This window comes from Bacillus sp. sid0103, from assembly GCF_019219025.1.
This window is the reverse complement of the sequence record NZ_JAHUWN010000034.1, coordinates 32,360-50,398: the sequence shown is the minus strand read 5'-3', so window position 1 is coordinate 50,398 and position 18,039 is coordinate 32,360. Positions and strand designations below refer to the sequence as shown.

Sequence of the window (18,039 nt, the reverse complement as noted above, 5' to 3'; positions counted from 1 at the left end):
ATAAAACACCAATTCTCCACCTCCGTAACATTCATTTAGCATTAAAATAAGGATTTACACTATCGAAAGTTATTGATGACTTGCACTAATTCAGTTTGTTATTGTATTTAAATAAGATCCTTCAAACTTATTATTAGCAACAGCTATCAAAGTATCATGCATCTCAACCTCAGACATATCTAACAACCCACCAATTAAATCATTCAAATCCTCTGCACGTATAACCTTAGCTTTCCCAATATGAATCTTCGGAAAAACCTGCTCAGGATGTACTTCATTTTCATTAAGTAACTCTTCATACATCTTCTCGCCAGGACGAAGTCCAGTAAAACGAATCCCAATCTCTTCTATGGAATAGCCCGACAACTTAATCACATTCTTCGCAAGATCAACAATCTTAACGGGCTCACCCATATCAAGCACAAACACCTCGCCACCGCGAGCCAAAGAACCTGCTTGAATCACAAGCCTTGAGGCTTCTGGAATCGTCATGAAATAGCGAGTCATATCCTCATGGGTAACAGTAACTGGTCCACCAGCCTGAATCTGCTTTTTAAACAACGGAATCACACTACCACGACTACCAAGTACATTCCCAAACCGAACTGCAACAAACTTTGTATTACTATGAACAGCCAGACTCTGAATAATCATTTCCGCAAACCGTTTCGTCGCTCCCATAACATTCGGAGGATTAACAGCCTTATCTGAAGAAATCATTACAAAAGTATTCACACCGAAGGTGTCCGCTGCCTCCGCAACATTTCTCGTACCGAAAATATTGTTCTTAACCGCTTCCCTCGGATTGTATTCCATCAACGGAACATGCTTATGTGCAGCCGCATGATACACCACATATGGCCTATGTTCTTCCATTACATCAAACATTCTCGTCCGATCTTGGATGTCGCCAATCACAGGAACAATTTCAATTTGATTTTGATACTTTTTCCGAAGTTCCATATCTATTAAATAGATACTGTTCTCGCCATGACCCACTAGAACAATTTTCCCTGGATTAAACTTGCAAATCTGTCGACAAATCTCAGAACCTATCGAACCTCCAGCACCTGTCACTAATACCGTCTTGCCTGTGACATATTCTGAAATACTGTCGATATCTAACTCAACAGGTTCCCTGCCAAGTAAATCCTCTACCTGAACTTCACGAAATTGATTAACAGAGATCTTTCCTGTCATCAAATCCTCTAACTTAGGAATAATTTGAGTCTTCGCTTTCGTTTTTGCACACTCTTCGAAAATACGATTTAATTCCTTTCGGCCTAGAGAAGGAATCGCAATCACTATATTATCAATCTGAAATTTCTCAACTGCTTCTGTTATATGACTCGAATCTCCAACCACCGGTATGCCGAGAATATCTAATTTATATTTTTTCGGATCATCATCAATAAATGCCACAGGCTTCAAATCTATCTCATGGTTACTGAGCAATTGACGTGCCACCATTGTTCCGCCTGATCCGGCACCAATGATTAACGTTCTTTTGATACTTTGCTGTTTCTTCATGTAACTATCACGAAACATTCTCCACGAAAATCTTGAACCACCTATTAACAGGACATGAAGCATCCATGTAATCATTAATGCTCTAACATACATGTTATGAAAAAACACTTCCTGCATAAGTGCCGTTACCGCAATTGAAAATGTTACTGCCTTTACAATTGCAATCAGTTCTCCAACACTTGCATATTCCCAGGCTTTTTGATAAAGCTTATAAATAGAAGCAAATAAATGATGGCATAAAAATAAAGTAAGCCAAGTAACCTGTAACATTGGAATTTCAAAAACATTTACACCCGGTACCAGTGTCATATAGCTTATGTAGATCGCTGTTAACACTATGATTGAATCCAAAACAGCAAGCGAAGTTAATCTCTTTCCATACGTCACCTGTTCATTCCCCCTTTTTCTCTATTTTTTTATCTAATAAACACTTTCCTTTGCTAAAGCACGTGGGCAAAAAAATAAATACCTAATGGAATTGCAAGTGCTCAACACTTATTCTTTCATTAGATATTTATTGATTTATGTGTTGAATCTGGCATTTTAACCATCCTCACATCATGTTTGATAAACATACTAGGAGGGAAGCCCCTCCTCTCTCAAGATACAATCCACCTATTTTCATCGGCTTAGTCGGCTAAAAGATGTTAAAGAACCTCTTCTTTTTAATTCGCTCAGGCACTTCTTTATAGACATGACTGCCTTCAATCACTAATTCAGCATTCTCTTGGAATAAATAAACCATATCATTCCCGTACTTGGCTTGAACAATGTCGTAAGCTTCTCTCATCTTAAACGTACGATTGCTAGTGTTATGAGCATCCGATGCAATGAAATGGGTTAAATTAGAATCAATTAATTGCATTGAAAAACTCTTAATTTTTTTCCCAAAGTCCCCACAGATACTAGCTGCCGTAACCTGAGATAATGCTCCCTTTTTCACAAGTTGATAGAGAAGTTCTGGGCGTTCAATGATCTCCTGGTTCCGTTCCGGATGAACAATCACTGGAACAAGTCCCTTCATCTGCAAATCATAAAACAACTTCTCCGTGTATCTCGGGACATGGCTAGACGAAAACTCGACCAATACATATTGTGTGTAATCGATTGGAAGAATTTCACCCATTTCATATCCCGCAACCATTTCTCCATAGATCCGTGTTTCCTGTCCTGGAAGAACATTTAAATCAATCTTTTCTTCCAATAAAGCCTTGTTCAATTCTCTGACTCTATCAACTATGGTCTGTTTTGGATTTTCATAGCGGTTGTTCAAATGATGCGGTGTTGCCACAATCGTATGAATTCCTTGTTCAACAGCCTTCTTGGCCATGTTCACACTCTCCGACAAATCCCTTGCCCCGTCATCAATATCGGGTAATATATGACAATGCAAATCAATCATTGGTCCCACACACTTTCCAATAAACTGTTATTTTTAGCCGACAATTATCATATTAGCACGTATTCGAGGCGGAATTTGTCGAAATTTGTTACTTAGAACCATAATAATAATAGTAATCACCATTTTGGACTTCTTTATGATTCAAGACGACACCAAGTAATTTACTTTGGGCATGCTCTAGTAATTCCTTCGCTTTTTTCGCTTGATCAATCACTGTTTTCTCACTAAACACCACCATGATTGAACCATCCACTTGATTCGCAAGGATCTGCGGATCAGCTACCGCTAATAATGGCGGGGTATCAAAGATGATATATTCGAATTGAGACTTTGCGTCTTCCATAAATTGTTCCATAGATTTCGAGCTTAATAGTTCAGCTGGATTCGGTGGAATCGGTCCACTCGTTAAGATATATAAGTCCTGCTCACGTGTTTCAAGCACAGTCTTTTCAAGAGTCTTTTGCTTTGTTAACACAGTAGTAAAACCAAATAAGTTATTCATCCCAAATGTATGATGAACGGTTGGTTTACGTAAATCAGCGTCAACTAGTAATACCTTTTTACCCAGCTGTGCAAAGGTAACAGCAAGGTTAGCAGCTGTGGTTGACTTACCTTCAGCGGGACCTGAAGAAGTAACCATGATTGCCTTCATCTCTTGATCAACAGAAGAGTACTGGATATTTGTACGAATCGTCCGGTATTGCTCAGAAATCGGTGACTTCGGATCAATCGCTGTAACAAGCTTACGGCTTGCATCTTTACTGTTCAGTTTCTTCTTTTTAAGCGCCAATGTTATCACCTCTTCCTCCAGATTTTCTATTTGCACGACGGGCTGCTGCCTCTTCCATCTTTTGATCATCAATCGTTGCGATGACACCTAGGACTGGTAGACCTAATATCTTATCTACATCTTGTTCGTTTTTAATCGTGTTATTAAAGTACTCAAGTAAGAATGCTAGACCGACACCGGCCATTAAACCAACCACAATCGCAATCGCTACGTTTAATAATGGTCTTGGTTTAATCGGAGCTGGATTTTCAGAAACATCTGCTGGAGCCAAAATGCTTACATTATTGACACTCATGATACCTTTAAGCTTTCTCTGAAATACTTCTGCCGTTTTATTGGCAATATCCGCAGCTACTTCTGGATCTGGGTCCTGTACGGACACGTTAACAACCTGGGAATCCTTTTCGCTTCCCACTGTAATCTTTCCTTTTAATTCGGTATATGTCATTTTTAATTTAAGTTCTTCTGAAACGGTATCTAATATTCTCGGGCTGGTAATGATTACATTATAAGTATTAATTAATTGAAGGTTTGTTTGTACTTGATTCGTGTTGTATAAAGATTTTTCATCGGCCTTTTGATTAACAAGAATTTGTGTAGAAGCTTGGTAAATCGGGGTTAAAAAAATATAACTAACTACTCCACTTATGATGGCAGCAATTACAGTTATCGACACGATTAATAGCAATCGTTTTTTCAATGTCTCGAGCAACTCTTTTAAACTAATAGTCTCTTCCATTTCGTCCTCCTATAATTTCGATACAAAACATTGTCTATTATATCATAATTTGTAACATCTTTATATTATTTGTAAAATTTTTGTCATAATATTGAAGTTTGCAACAAAAACAATTATACATTATTTGTGAAGTTTTGCACGTAAACATTTTGTAAAAAATTTTCCACAAGTACTATTAAACAACTTTTCGCAAGAAATTTAAACAGAAGATTACTTCCAATTTTTTCAAGAAAGTTATTGTATTGTATATCTCCCTTATTTGTTTGTAACTATTTGTAACAATATTTATTTAACCATATTAGGCAGAGAGTCACGACTTACCATTTAGTGAATGTTTTCTGACAGGATTGTAAGAAATATGTCATCAAAAAACATTTAAAATAGAGTATTAACAGATTTTCACCTTGTATTGTTGAAAAAACCCTGCAATGGCAATTATAAGAAGCAAATGTATATACATAGATGAAAGGTCAAAATAGGCCAACTCGAGTTCCTCGAGCCAGCCTGCTTTTTGTTTACCATGAATTCTCCATGAATATTTGAGAAGTAATTTCGTAGTAGGTTGTAGAAAGACAACCTTACATTAATACGACAAAAATTAATCCATTTCCTTTGTGATCCCTTTGAAAAACCATAAACAAAATCCACGTGTCATCATAAAGGTAAGAAACAGAGAAATCCATGTACAATACCATGTCCAGTGGAGATACTCAATTAAGTCTGTATATTTTTCGATAAATATTTCGGGAACAGTCAGTGCGGTACAGTAGGAAGCATTGTACAGGAACTTTATGAACTTGCTTTGGGTGTACGGATAAAATACATTAAAGATGCCAGCAACAGCTGGATAGACAAAAAACTCATAGGTAAAACTAGCATGGTTGGCATCAGCAAATAACCTGACAGGATAGGTGATCAGCCCATATTCAACGACTATTAAACCAAGAATCCAGGTGATGGCCTGAGTGAATAAAAAGGCGGTTACGGCTAATCGGATTTTATTTTTTGGAATGAGTAACAGCAGCCCCAAAGTGTCAATACCCAAACGGCGAGTAAAATCCACCATTCTAGTTTCATTTAGCAGCCTCCTGATCCTGGCGAAAATACTCCTTGTCTTTAAAAAACCATTGATAAATCATGTTGGTCGCGGCATAGATACAAAAGAAATCAAGCCAGGTAAAGTACCAGGCATAGTGGACGTATTCGACCAGGTTTGTATAGTTCACCAACATTTGATCATAAAAGGCGATGAAGGAACTCCATACAGACAAGTAGATGAGACGAATCCCTAATGAACGTTTTGGCTCATAGACGAGATAAAATCCGCAAAGAAGCGGGTAAAAGAAATACTCCGTGGTAACAAGCAGATCCGTCGCTTTTGGAAATTCACGAACCGGAAAGACAAGTAAGTTCAATTCGACATGCACCAGTGAATTCAGCCACAAAAGCGCCTCACAGATAAGGAGCGCAATTAGCACCTTTCTGTACCGATGTTTCGGCGTTACGAACATAAAGGCAATTACACCAATGACCCACATAAGAATAATACATACGTAATCGACTGACATCCCTATACCTCGCTTATGTAGTTACTGCTGATTGGCTTTGATCGGCACACCCGATTACTTAATTGGAACGTTAAAGTAATGAAGGAGAAGCACAATGATAACAATCGAGATCCCATAGGTAAGAAACGGCCTTGAATAATGAAGACGGATCATCGAGTACATGGTGGAGTAAAAGAATGGTTCCATCCAATAATCATAGCCATTATTTAGAATCAACCGATTCATTTTGTAAAAAGGATATTCGACGATAAGCGAACCAACCACCCATTTAAGAATATAGCCCACTTGCTTACCCTTTGACTTGGAAAATGGATAATGGCTCAAAAATAGTAAGACGATTGCTGGGAGGTTGATAAAGGTATAAATTAAATCCACAATCGTATGTGATTTCGGCAATAGATCCGGGTTATGCTTCCAAAGCAAGTGATCCTTGCACAGGAAATTGTAAAGTAAGTTACAAGTACTCACATAATAAATGGTTAGAATGTATTTTTGCCAATGACGCCAATCACCCTTCCAAAACGCCATAAAAATTAGGATCACGGTTAACAGTACATGCATAGCTCTCCTCCAATGGATTGGTGAGATTAACTAAAAAAGCTTAATTGTGGGTTCGCTCCACCTTAAATTCCCCCAAAAAAGAGAAAAATAACCATTTCTTGCAGAATGAAGGCATGCGAAAAGGCTGATCCGCCTCCCGAATCAGCCTTCCGTTTATTTAATCCTTACACCGCTAGAGTTAAAGTAATATCGTTTCCCATTAATCTTTATCCAGCCGGTCTGCATGATCCCAGATGAGTTAAAGTGGTATTGTTTACTGCCCAGTTTAAGCCAGCCGGTTTTCATGGTCCCGTCACTGTTGAAGTAGTACTTCTTGCTGCTAAGTGTTGCCCAGCCCGTTTTCATGGTCCCGTCACTGTTGAAGTAGTACTTCTTGCTGCTAAGTGTTGCCCAGCCCGTTTTCATGGTACCGTCGCTGTTAAAGTAGTAAATCTTGCTGCTGAGGGTTGCCCAGCCCGTTTTCATGGTCCCGTCGCTGTTGAAGTAGTACTTCTTGCTGCTGAGGGTTGCCCAGCCCGTTTTCATGGTCCCGTCGCTGTTGAAGTAGTACTTCTTGCTGCTGAGGGTTGCCCAGCCCGTTTTCATTGTGCCATCGATGTTGAAGTAGTACTTCTTGCTGCTGAGGGTTGCCCAGCCCGTTTTCATCGTGCCGTCACTGTTGAAATAATACTTCTTACCGCTAAGGGTTGCCCAGCCCGTTTTCATTGCGCCGTCGCTGTTGAAGTAGTACTTCTTGTCGCTGAGGCTGATCCAGCCTGTTTTCATGACTCCATCGTTAGCAAAATAATACTTTTTGGTGCCAATCAGCACGATTCCGGTGCGGAGCACACCATCTGAACCAAAGTAGTACTTTTTCGAATTAAGGGTTAACCAGTTCGTTTGCATTTCACCGTTTTGATTAAAGTAATACACCTTCGAACTGATGGTTCGGAAGCTGTTGGTTCTCAACTTGCCGTCACTTTCGAAATAGTAGCGTTTGCCTTCTAGTGAAAGCCAGCCTACGGCCATGATCCCGGTTGTTGGATGGTAGTAGTATTTGCTTCCCTCTGCATCGACATACCAGCCAATCGGCGTCTTCCATTTTACAACCGCAAGCACCATTTCACTCCTATTCCCGCTTTGATCCATCGCCTGGATAAACACCGAATGATTCAACGGCTGCTGGGGAATAGTGATAGAAAAGTGCCCTGTATCGTCGGATTGCCCAGTATAGGTCTTGTCTAAAATAATCACATTTACCGTACTATTCGGTTCCGTCAAACCTGATACGGCAGTTGAGAAAATATTGATTTCATTCACTGTTGGCGCTGCTGGCGGAGTCGTATCGATTTCTAACACTTCGACCGTTTTACTGCTCTTGTTGCCTGCCAGGTCAATCGCTTGGACCTCAAGGTTGGTGCCCTTCGCTTGCGCTGGAATCGTAATGCTAAATATTCCGTTGTCCGCTGCCACACCATCTGCGATGATTTCCCCGTCTTTTACTACCTGAATGGTTGCACCAGGTTCAGAAGTCCCCTTCACGATAGGGTTTGTCGTTGTTGGTGGGAACACGAAGTCTAAGATCAGTTGTGGTGCTGTTTTATCTTTGATCGTTAGTACTAGGTCCTCACTGCGATTTTTTGCTGTATCAACAGCTGCTATAACTACTTGTGTTCCTGCTTTGATTGGTGTTGACCAATAGAGAGTAAACACTCCGTCCGAGCCCGTTTTAGCAGATGTGATTAGCTGATCTTCCACTAGCATTTCTACCGTTGTTCCTGGCTCGGCTTTTCCAGAAAGCGTTAGGGATTGATCATTTAGCTCCGCATCCAGTTCAGGCTTAGCTGGTCGAGTGCCGTCTTGGACTATTACAGTTGCAGGCGTGCTAAGATTTTTAGCAGCATCCGTTGCTGTTAATTCGATTACCGTACCTGCGGTTTGTTTAGTTATTGGAATGTTGATATTGCCGTTGTCATCTGCTGTTCCAGTCACGATTGTGCTATTTATTTTTACCGTAATCACTGCATTTGCTTCTGCTGTCCCGCTTACTTCTGTGCTTTGATCTGTGATTGGATTGACGTGTGGCATGTCAGGTGCGGTCACATCTTGAACAGTTACCGTTGTTTCACTAGTTCGCATGAAACTATCTGTTATACTTATCGTTAGTTCCGTCCCCGCCTTTTGAACTGGGATGGGAATTTCAAACGTTCCGTCCGTCTTTGACAGACCATCCTTGATAACGTTGCCATCTTTTAAAATTTTGACCGTTGCCTCGGCATCTGTTGTACCAGTGACCAGCCCGGTCTTGTCTGAGATTGGATTTACCTGAGGAGCTAGCAACGCACCCATCGGATATCCATTCGCAAATGGTTTATAGGCGTATGGCTGGTAATTGAGTCGATCCCCATAGCCAAGATCACTGCCATCATAAACGGAACGGTTCACTAACGTCGGATCGGTCGTGCCCCAATAGTTATACATTCCATCGGCGGCCCATCCTGGTGATGGGCCATCTAGCTTCACCGCAAGACGAAGGGTGCCGAAAAAGTTGTTTTCGGTAATCGTAATGGGTGCCTTACTCGTATCCCTGCGGCTAACCTCTACATCGGTGTAGCCGGAGCCATTATTCATAAACGTATTCCCTTTTACGCTCAAGCTTCCTGGTTTAGATCCCGTCGAGGTAAAGCCAATTTTCGATCCATCGTGAAAAAAACCATTTTCAATCGTCGCAAAGGACCCACTAAGTGAGAGCCTCCCCTTTGAAAATTCACTATTTGTCACCGTCACCTGCAAGTCTTGAATGTCCATATTGGTATTGCTTACCACGGTATGGTCCAACTGCATCGACGCCTCTTTGGTCCAGGTCGTCCATGCACTAATATACATGTCCTGAAATTTTATCGGCTCTTCAGCTGTACCAAGCGCCTTCACCTTCCCATAGACGGTTAGCCCGTTGGCCGAACCTGGCTTGCCAATTAACTCGACCCCCGGCTCAATCGTCAGTGTGGCATTTTTGCCAATCTCCATCATCGAATTGATATAATACGGAGACCCTGCCTTATTGAACACCGTATCCTCTGTAATACTTGTGGTGATAACCGTCCCTTCTGCAAATGCCGGCGTATGAACCCAGGCCAGCATCAACAATACTGGGAGCACAGCACTAAGCGCCGCACGCTGCAGTAATTTTAGCATCCTACTTTTCCCCTTTAATAGTATCTTAGTTTTAATATAGTAACCTGTTTTTAAAAATTGTCATATAGGCCATTTTGTGGAATTTAGTTTGTTAGCTGAAAACGTTATCAATATTATTATCCCTATATAATAGAAGAAACTAGGTTATTCGAGTCCATGAGCACGGTTCTGGTGGTTACTCATTCCAACTATAATCTTGAGAGCCGTCTCTATAGCTTTTCAATTTTTTATAATTCCGACTTGACCAATTGGAATAATATAAATTATAGTATTCTTATTATATAAATAATTTTTATAGGGGGATTATAATGGATACGATCTTGATTATTATTAATATTGCGGCTTTCCTACTTCTAATCCTAGGATTGTTCGCGATGCAGAAAAAGCATGTGTCTTTTTCTAAGCGTGTTTTTACTGCACTGGGTTTGGGTATTGTTTTTGGATTTATCATTCATTTCATTTATGGGACAACGTCCAACATTACGGTAAAGTCCATCGATTGGTTTAATATCGTTGGAACAGGGTATGTAAAACTATTGCAAATGGTTGTCATGCCGCTTGTGTTTATTTCGATTGTTGGAGCATTTACGAAATTAAAGCTGACTAAAAACATCGGGAAAATTAGTTTCCTTGTGATTGCAATTCTTCTTGGAACTACGGCTATTTCTGCAGCGATTGGAATTGGTTCAGCGCTAGGATTTGGCCTGGATGGAATTCAATTAAATCAAGGGGATGCAGAAGCAGCTCGAAATGCTGAATTGGAACAAAAAGTAATTGGCGTTCAAGACATGACGATTCCACAGCAAATCATCGAGTTATTTCCAAGTAATCCATTTCAAGATCTAACGGGTGCCCGTCCAACCTCTACGATCGCCGTCGTTATTTTTGCCGCGATTGTTGGTATGGCTTACCTTGGAGTGAAGAGAAAAGATCCTGAACACGGGGAATTTTTTGCAAAAATCATTGATACTTTTTACGCGATTATCATGAGGGTCGTCACACTTATTCTTCGCCTTACTCCATATGGTGTACTTGCGTTAATTACGAAAGTGATGGCGATGAGCGACTATGCAGCGATCGCGAAATTAGGGAAGTTTGTCATTGCATCCTATGTGGCATTAATTGCTATGTTTGTCGTGCATCTGTTGCTCCTTTTACTTGCGAAATTAAGTCCTGTAAACTATGTGAAAAAAGCTTTGCCTGCACTAACGTTTGCTTTTACTTCCCGTACAAGTGCTGGAACATTACCTTTAAATATCCAAACACAAACAAAAGACTTTGGTGTATCGGAAGGGATTGCTAACTTTGCAGCATCCTTCGGACTTTCCATCGGCCAAAACGGATGTGCCGGTATTTACCCAGCGATGTTAGCCGTCATGGTTGCGCCTTCTGCAGGCATCAATCCGTTAAGCCCATCCTTTATTATTACTCTTATTCTAGTAGTGGCGATTAGTTCATTTGGCGTTGCAGGTGTTGGCGGTGGAGCCACATTTGCCGCATTGATTGTTCTATCCGTATTAAACCTACCAATTGCCATTGTAGGACTCCTAATCTCAGTTGAACCTTTAATTGATATGGGACGTACAGCCTTGAATGTTAGCGGAAGCATGACCGCCGGCGTGCTGACTGGTAAGATCACAGGCGAATTAGAAAATGAAGTATACCAACAGCCTAGAGTAATAGAAGCTTAATAAAATATGCTGGATAGCCTTACAAGGGCTATCCTTTTTTTGTTTATAGACCACGGGGACGGTTTAGGCCAACTAATCAGCTTATCAGCGGAAAACACACTTTAATCAGCGAATCTAGCATGTAATAATTTTGATCCGCTATTTTGTTATTAACTCATAAACTTTTTTCAGGTTTTCTTTAAAATATGTAGTGAAGTACCAGTCTTGATACGCTTTTGGCACTAAAATATCATCAATGCTTCTCTTACATTGAACGGCTTCCGCCACCAGTGCCATTATATCGTTTATGTAACCCTTCACCTCATGAAGCTCTTTCATTGTGCAAACTTCGCCATGCCCCGGTATGATATTAACAATATCCAGTTGTCGGACCCGCTCTAAAATAGTTAACCATTCCTGGGGATTTGCATTAAACATTACTGGATGATGATTCGAGAGCACTAGATCCCCCATTACAGCAATTTTTTCTTCAGGCAAGTACACAAATGCGTCACTTGGAGTGTGACCGCCCCCATACGTGATAAGCTGCACGGTCCGCTCACTACCATAAATACTCATCTGTTGATCAAAAGTGATTGTGGGTAGTGTATATTCCAATTTGGGGAGTATTTTCATGTACTCACGGTCACTCGCAACCTCCCATTGCATTTCCTTTTTTAGCTTTTCGTCGGTCTCTTGTTGTATTTTCTCCTCGAATTCATCGATTGCTTGATAAATTGGTTCCGGGTTTGTCAACTGCTGGTTTAACCTGTTTTGTCCAAAGGTAGCCATAATTTCACGTGTAATAACTGTAGAAATTATTTGTGCCTCGGGGGTAAACACTTGATTCCCGCTTGTATGGTCACTGTGCCAATGTGTGTTGATGACATGGGTAACTGAATTTCCAGTGAGGTGTATGGCTGCTGCCTGCAAATCCTCCGCTGCTTGTATTGTCGTAAAGGTATCGACCACCAGCGTTGAATCTCCTAGATCAATGATGGCTGCATTCCCTAGGGAGCCTGTTCCAGGAATAGAAATTGCGGCAAATACCCCTTCAGCGACTTGATTCAGCCGGAAATGCTTCGATCCCTTGAATGTTTCGATTCTGTTTTTCATTCGTTACCTCTCCTCCATCTGTAAGGTTTATGAAAAGTTTCATCAAATATAAGACGATTTTAAAATAGTGAAGTTTCACCGAGACCATCGGAGACCATGTACCCCCGCTCATACAACCCGAAAAAAAAGACCGCCGCAGCGATCCCTATGCATCCGATTATAATAAAACTTAAATCATTTCAAATATCATACATTTCATTAGGGACTTTTAGTTTGTACCCATTAATGACAACCGTATTTTACCCAGTATTATCTTTACTTTTTCTCTGTGAAGTTGGCTTATCGTTTAACATAATTATTGGGCTTCTGGTAATTGAGTGTATTTCTTTTGAAGCCATAAAAATACATTTGTTATCAATTTTGCAGCTATTGACCCTAATACATATAAAAGTAAGAGATAAAAATAATTCATATTTCCATACATTCTAAATAAGCCTAATCCGACAAGTAAGGGTTTAAAAATAAACGCAAAAATGATTGATGTAATAAATGAAAATACGTAATAATTTTTTTTATGATTTAACGTCCATTGATATACCAGCATGAAAGCAACCGGAATAATACTTGAATCTATAGAAAAACTAGGTAGAAATGGTACTACCTGAAATGGATAATTCCACAGTCCACTATTGACCGCATATAAGTCGATGTACGCAGCTATTATGTGAATGGTATACCCATAAAATAAGATTAAAAAAAGCTTATGCTTATCAATTTTGAAGACTAGGAAGATGAGTGGTGCCACAAGTATAGCAACCATGATCCAGTATTCAAGAGAAGCATACAGTGTATAGTCCCGCCAATAATCGAGAAAAGCATCTGTAGACTCTTTTCTCAATTTAACAGCCTTATCAAATTGAACGATTCGAGGGTCTGACAATTTAATCATCCTTTTTAAATATGGTAATTATGTTTATCGTTACCAGTAGAAAAGATTATATGCCATTGACCCTCGCTTGTTAGCTATTATATTTTCTCATGTTTTTCTTTAGCCGAATTCAAAATATAAAAACTGATAACTAAAACCAAAATCGCGCCACTATATAATATGGTATTAATCGGGCTGTCGTGGTAGACAACGATTAGGCGTATCAAAGCCGTAATGCCAATATAAAGAAAGTAGCGCAGCGGGAAATGATAGTTCTCCTCAAAATATTTGACAATCAACGCAATTAATTCAAAGTACAAAAAGAAAACCAAGATGCTCTCAAGAAATTTGTAGTGTTCTTCAATGTCATGGTTAAAAAAAGCATAACGAACGAAATAGATGATCTCTTTGCCAAGCAATATGCATAAAACAATCGCTAGTAAAACCAATGCTGTATTTAAAGCATATTGAAAAACTGTGGCTAGTTTAATATTGAATCTATTGTCTTTTTTTCTTTGTTTCATCCATACTCCCTCCAGATAACATAATTTCCCCAAAGATGCAGGATATCATTCTATTTTTACTGCAGCAGTATTTCAACGTTTTTGGACCCTTAGCTTTTTTCATGCAAAGAAAAAAGCCCCTTATTTGGAGCTTTTCTTCATTCCCGCTTCTTCCCATGCAGCCTCATTACCAATTAATACGATCGTTATTATACCTTTCTAATTGTTCTTGTAAGATTAATATGTAAGTCGTCATGGCCATTCTTACTATAGAAGGATAGTAACGATTGTTAAGTTCTTGTTCACATTCCTCTAAATCCATCTTTTTTACTGCAATAATTTTATTTAATTCTTCTATGCTCATCGATATCCACCCCTACATATTGAAAAAATTATCATAATCTACACTTGAATCCAGTTTCTTAAGAAAAGTTATGATCTTCCTTGCTGTGCTTATTGTTGGCTGGTGCTCGTCATCTGAACATAATCGGCTAATTGTCGCTCGACTAACTCCTGATTTCTCTAATTCCTTTTGGCTTATTCCATGCTGATCAATATAACGCCCCAATTTTGATCTGACTTTTCCTATGCCAAACCATTTCAAGTTCTCCTCTCCTCCCAAACTAGTTTTATAGCTTAAGGATGGACAAAAATTTCATAGTTTATACAAAAGTCTCATCTCTGAAATTATTTTTCATAGATGATGCCGCTTGGACAACAACTCTATTAAAAATCCTTTATTTAAGTCCGTTTTTAGGAGACTTGAGGGAACTTATCAGCGGATGATTGAAATTGATCAGCGAAACGGACCAATATATCAGCGGAAATCCCATTTTATCAGCGAATCACCTTCACGGGCGTTTGTCGCTTTCACTAGTTACCATTGAAGTTACTTTTTTACCTTCAATGGCATTAGTCGCGCCTTTTGAATACCGTTGGAGCGATTTTTTCACCTCAACATCATACACACTCTATGGTTACCGCTGGAGCCATTTTTTCACCTCAACGGGCATCATACTCACTCTATGGTTACCGCTGGAGCAATTTTTTTCCTCAACGGGCATCATACGCACCGTATAGTTACCGTTGAAGCCATTTTTTTACCTCAACGGGCACCATACGCACCCTATGGTTACCGCCGGAGCAATTTTATTATCCACACGGGCACCATACGCACCCTATGGTTACCGTTGAAGCCATTTTTTAACCTCAACGGGCATCATACGCACTCTATGGTTACCGTTGAAGCCATTTTTTTATCTCAACGGGCATCATTCACGCTATATGCTTACCACCCAACCTATCTTTCCCCAAAAGGGCATCATTCACACTATATGCTTACCACCCAACCTATCTTTTCCCAAAAGGGTATCAATCACGAAATACAGTAATCGCCCAATTACCGCCACAGGCCGCATCCACGCCCTCAGATATCCCAAAAACACAAAAAAACCACCGAGGTTCGCTCGGTGGTTGTATCTTCTTCGTTGATATTATATATATTTAACCGACCATTAAGTTTTTCAAGTCTGCTTTTAGGTCTGCGATTAGTTTTTCTACGGTGATTTCGTTTTCGTTTACGCCCGATTCGTATGCTTTTCTGACGATTTCTGAGAAATTGCCTGCATTGGAACTATTAGACTCTTTTTTCAAGTCCACCTTTCTACCTCCTTATGTTCAAATCTAATTCCTTATTTTACTAGAATCGACGAAAAATGTATATGCTATTTTAGTAGGATTATGTTGAAAATAAGTGAAATTTGTAGGGATTTGTTCCTTTTGCAGAAAAATCATCGCCTGGAGATTTCTCCCCCCTCCTCTTTAATTATCCGATAATTCAGCAAATAAACCATATTTCGCTAACAATTCAGGAAGAATTTACAACTTTTTATCCGAAACATTAGCAAACTATGGTAAAATTAATAAAAATGTGAAAAAAATAGAGGTGATTTGCTAGTGAAGAAAACTATTGTTCGTGCCTTATCGACAGCTGCCTTGCTTTCGACCGTCTTTGCAGGCACTGCCCTGGCCGATACATATAAGGTTCAAAAAGGCGATACGTTATCGAAAATCGCGCTTAAATATCATACGAGTGTCAAAGAAATCAAAACAGCAAATGGGTTGAAGTCGGATTTCCTTTCCGTCAATCAAATGCTCAAGATTACGGTCGCTAGCAAAATGACCCAAGCATCACAGCCAACCACTTACACCGTTGTAAAAGGTGATGCTTTGGTGAAGATTGCCAACCGTTTTCATGTGACCCTGGCAGAACTACAACAGTGGAACAAGCTGAATAATACGGTTATCCATGTCGGTCAAGTGTTAAAGGTGTCCGCGCCGAAACAGACCACGACAACATCAAAGCCAGCATCAAAGCCAACGACACCAGCAAAGACACAACCTGCGACAACAGCGACGGGTGTTTATACGGTCAAAAGCGGTGACTATCTTGGCAAAATTGCCGGTAATCACTCTACAACCGTGACAAACTTGAAATCACTGAACAAACTAAAATCCGATATGATTTATGTCGGCCAAAAGCTCAAGGTTCCAGCGAAGAATACAACTTCAACGAAACCAGTAACAGCAAAGCCGCCAGCGGCCACCACACCGCCAAAAACAACGACTCCTAGCACTGGTAGCGTAACGGATTATATCGTGAAAAGCGGAGATACCCTTGAAAAAATCGCACTTCAGTATAAGCTCACGATCAAGGATTTAAAGGCACTCAATACATTAACTTCCGATAAAATATATGTCGGTCAAAAGCTGAAGGTTCCTGGAACGAAGACAGAACCCGCTGTTAACTCAGATCTGACCACGAAAATGATTGCAAGTGCCAAGAAGCTCATTGGGATTCCGTATGTCTGGGGCGGCAGTACGCTTTCGGGCTTTGATTGCAGCGGCTTCATCTATTATGTGTCCAATCAAGCTGGAATGAAAATGGGCCGTTATTCGGCGGAAGGTTACTACGATCGTACATATTATGTCGACACGCCGAAGCCTGGCGACATTGTCTTTTTCGAAAATACATATAAAAGAGGGATTTCCCACCTGGGAATCTACCTTGGCAACAACCAGTTCATCCATGCCAATGATTCCGGTGTAATGATTTCCAATTTACAAAGCCCGTATTACCAAGCTCATTTTGAGAGCTTTAAGCGTTTCTACTAGTAGACTCCTATTGGATTGTACCTATGAAAATGCTATACTAACAAAGCAATTTTAAAATTTATTCTAGATTTGTTATTTTCTTCTTAGGGGTGCACGATTCATGGAATGGTTTATGAAAGTACTTAAGGATTACGCGATCTTTTCTGGCCGGGCAAGACGGAAAGAATACTGGATGTTCCATCTGGTCAATGTCGTGATTGGTTTAGTCCTTGTCATTTTAAGTAACATCTCAGTTTTATTTGCCATCATCACAGGACTCTATTATTTAGCCATTTTCATCCCGTCCTTGGCTGTAACCGTACGACGCTTGCACGATACCGGAAAAAGCGGAGCGTGGTTTTTGATTAGCTTTGTTCCTTTGGTCGGCGGAATCATCTTACTTATCTTCACTTGTACAGATAGCCAGCCTGTCGATAATCAATATGGACCAAATCCTAAAGCAACGTTCTAAATTGCAGAACTTAACCGCCTTTTTTGAAGGGCGGTTTTTGTTTTTGGGAAAAAGGCTATTTCACTTCTACTACTTTTCCGCCCTTAGATTGGTAGAGTTTTAATGAATATCCCTCTTCTGAATGAGGATAATATTCAACTTTGCAATAATAGTTTCCTTGCTGAACATGACTATAATCAAAGTTATCGAACCTTATATAATGTTCTCCAAAATTAGCCTCTAGATGTGCCCCTTTACCTGAAATGATCTCGACTTCACATTTACCTTCATATTTTGTAGGGTGATGAGACAATACATCAGGTAAATCTTGAACATATAAAACGAAAAAGAAACCGAATATTAACAAACCAAGGAAAGCTGATACTGTTTCCTTTAACCGTATTTGATATCTTTTTCCTTTTTTCCACTTTTCAACAAAAATAAAACACAGATACCCTATCGATACAACCGTTATCGATATAGACAAAATTAAGATTGCATAATATCTAAACAA

The 18,039-nt window shown here is 39.8% G+C and carries 19 protein-coding genes; 4 read left to right on the top strand and 15 right to left on the bottom strand.

The annotated features are described in order from the left end of the window. Nucleotides 1–90 precede the first annotated feature (90 nt). From KW850_RS27550 to KW850_RS27515, 8 genes are all read right to left on the bottom strand, one after another. The gene (locus tag KW850_RS27550; protein ID WP_308128860.1) at nt 91–1,917 is read right to left on the bottom strand and encodes a polysaccharide biosynthesis protein; all 1,827 of its coding nucleotides are present in this window, start codon (nt 1,915–1,917) and stop codon (nt 91–93) included. 250 nt (nt 1,918–2,167) lie between these two features. Continuing rightward, nucleotides 2,168–2,932 (bottom strand): tyrosine-protein phosphatase, encoded by a 765-nt coding sequence (locus KW850_RS27545; RefSeq protein WP_218350919.1) that lies wholly within the window; start codon nt 2,930–2,932, stop codon nt 2,168–2,170. Nucleotides 2,933–3,020: 88 nt separating this feature from the next. Then, nucleotides 3,021–3,722 (bottom strand): CpsD/CapB family tyrosine-protein kinase, encoded by a 702-nt coding sequence (locus KW850_RS27540; RefSeq protein ID WP_256358492.1) that lies wholly within the window; start codon nt 3,720–3,722, stop codon nt 3,021–3,023. After that, a complete protein-coding gene (locus KW850_RS27535; RefSeq protein WP_218350917.1) occupies nt 3,712–4,461 on the bottom strand; it encodes a YveK family protein in 750 nt (249 codons plus the stop codon). Before KW850_RS27535 ends, KW850_RS27540 begins: the two co-directional genes overlap by 11 nt. 598 nt (nt 4,462–5,059) lie before the next feature. Continuing rightward, nucleotides 5,060–5,506 (bottom strand): CBO0543 family protein, encoded by a 447-nt coding sequence (locus KW850_RS27530; protein WP_256358489.1) that lies wholly within the window; start codon nt 5,504–5,506, stop codon nt 5,060–5,062. Between the two features lie 28 nt (nt 5,507–5,534). Further along, nucleotides 5,535–6,029 carry a CBO0543 family protein gene (locus KW850_RS27525; RefSeq protein ID WP_218350916.1) on the bottom strand — a complete coding sequence of 165 codons (495 nt, stop codon included), beginning with the start codon at nt 6,027–6,029 and terminating at the stop codon, nt 5,535–5,537. Between the two features lie 54 nt (nt 6,030–6,083). Continuing rightward, nucleotides 6,084–6,590 (bottom strand): CBO0543 family protein, encoded by a 507-nt coding sequence (locus KW850_RS27520; RefSeq protein ID WP_218350915.1) that lies wholly within the window; start codon nt 6,588–6,590, stop codon nt 6,084–6,086. Nucleotides 6,591–6,743: 153 nt separating this feature from the next. Then, complete coding sequence (locus KW850_RS27515) at nt 6,744–9,710, bottom strand: Ig-like domain-containing protein (protein WP_218350914.1); 2,967 nt, start codon at nt 9,708–9,710, stop codon at nt 6,744–6,746. A gap of 362 nt (nt 9,711–10,072) precedes the next feature. On the opposite strand from KW850_RS27515, the gene KW850_RS27510 reads away from it, so the two are divergent. Beyond that, entirely contained in the window at nt 10,073–11,455 is a 1,383-nt protein-coding gene (locus tag KW850_RS27510; RefSeq protein ID WP_218350913.1) for an L-cystine transporter, read from the top strand. Nucleotides 11,456–11,593: 138 nt separating this feature from the next. Here the strand turns inward: KW850_RS27510 and KW850_RS27505 are convergent, their stop codons facing one another. The 5 genes from KW850_RS27505 to KW850_RS27485 form a co-directional block, all read right to left on the bottom strand. Next, nucleotides 11,594–12,550 carry an MBL fold metallo-hydrolase gene (locus tag KW850_RS27505; RefSeq protein ID WP_218350912.1) on the bottom strand — a complete coding sequence of 319 codons (957 nt, stop codon included), beginning with the start codon at nt 12,548–12,550 and terminating at the stop codon, nt 11,594–11,596. 295 nt (nt 12,551–12,845) lie between these two features. After that, on the bottom strand, nt 12,846–13,430 hold the full coding sequence (locus KW850_RS27500) for a CBO0543 family protein (protein WP_218350911.1): 585 nt from the start codon (nt 13,428–13,430) through the stop codon (nt 12,846–12,848). Nucleotides 13,431–13,516: 86 nt separating this feature from the next. Then, nucleotides 13,517–13,942 (bottom strand): phosphate-starvation-inducible protein PsiE, encoded by a 426-nt coding sequence (gene psiE, locus KW850_RS27495; protein ID WP_218350910.1) that lies wholly within the window; start codon nt 13,940–13,942, stop codon nt 13,517–13,519. A 166-nt stretch (nt 13,943–14,108) separates the two neighbouring features. After that, on the bottom strand, nt 14,109–14,285 hold the full coding sequence (locus KW850_RS27490; RefSeq protein ID WP_218350909.1) for a hypothetical protein: 177 nt from the start codon (nt 14,283–14,285) through the stop codon (nt 14,109–14,111). 12 nt (nt 14,286–14,297) lie between these two features. Beyond that, nucleotides 14,298–14,525, bottom strand: a complete 228-nt coding sequence (locus KW850_RS27485; protein WP_218350908.1) for a helix-turn-helix transcriptional regulator — start codon at nt 14,523–14,525, stop codon at nt 14,298–14,300. A 188-nt stretch (nt 14,526–14,713) separates the two neighbouring features. Between KW850_RS27485 and KW850_RS27480 the strand changes: the two genes are divergently transcribed. Next, entirely contained in the window at nt 14,714–15,001 is a 288-nt protein-coding gene (locus KW850_RS27480) for a hypothetical protein (protein WP_218350907.1), read from the top strand. Between the two features lie 423 nt (nt 15,002–15,424). On the opposite strand, the gene KW850_RS27475 is transcribed toward KW850_RS27480, so the two are convergent. Next, a complete protein-coding gene (locus tag KW850_RS27475) occupies nt 15,425–15,580 on the bottom strand; it encodes a YwzD family small protein (RefSeq protein WP_218350906.1) in 156 nt (51 codons plus the stop codon). Between the two features lie 297 nt (nt 15,581–15,877). Here KW850_RS27475 and KW850_RS27470 point away from each other — a divergent pair, with 297 nt between their 5' ends. Both KW850_RS27470 and KW850_RS27465 read left to right on the top strand, forming a co-directional pair. Further along, the gene (locus KW850_RS27470; protein WP_218350905.1) at nt 15,878–17,095 is read left to right on the top strand and encodes a C40 family peptidase; all 1,218 of its coding nucleotides are present in this window, start codon (nt 15,878–15,880) and stop codon (nt 17,093–17,095) included. Nucleotides 17,096–17,195: 100 nt separating this feature from the next. Then, nucleotides 17,196–17,546 (top strand): DUF805 domain-containing protein, encoded by a 351-nt coding sequence (locus KW850_RS27465; RefSeq protein ID WP_218350904.1) that lies wholly within the window; start codon nt 17,196–17,198, stop codon nt 17,544–17,546. A 55-nt stretch (nt 17,547–17,601) separates the two neighbouring features. On the opposite strand, the gene KW850_RS27460 is transcribed toward KW850_RS27465, so the two are convergent. Continuing rightward, nucleotides 17,602–18,039: a hypothetical protein gene (locus KW850_RS27460; RefSeq protein WP_218350903.1), complete on the bottom strand. Its 438-nt coding sequence runs from the start codon at nt 18,037–18,039 to the stop codon at nt 17,602–17,604.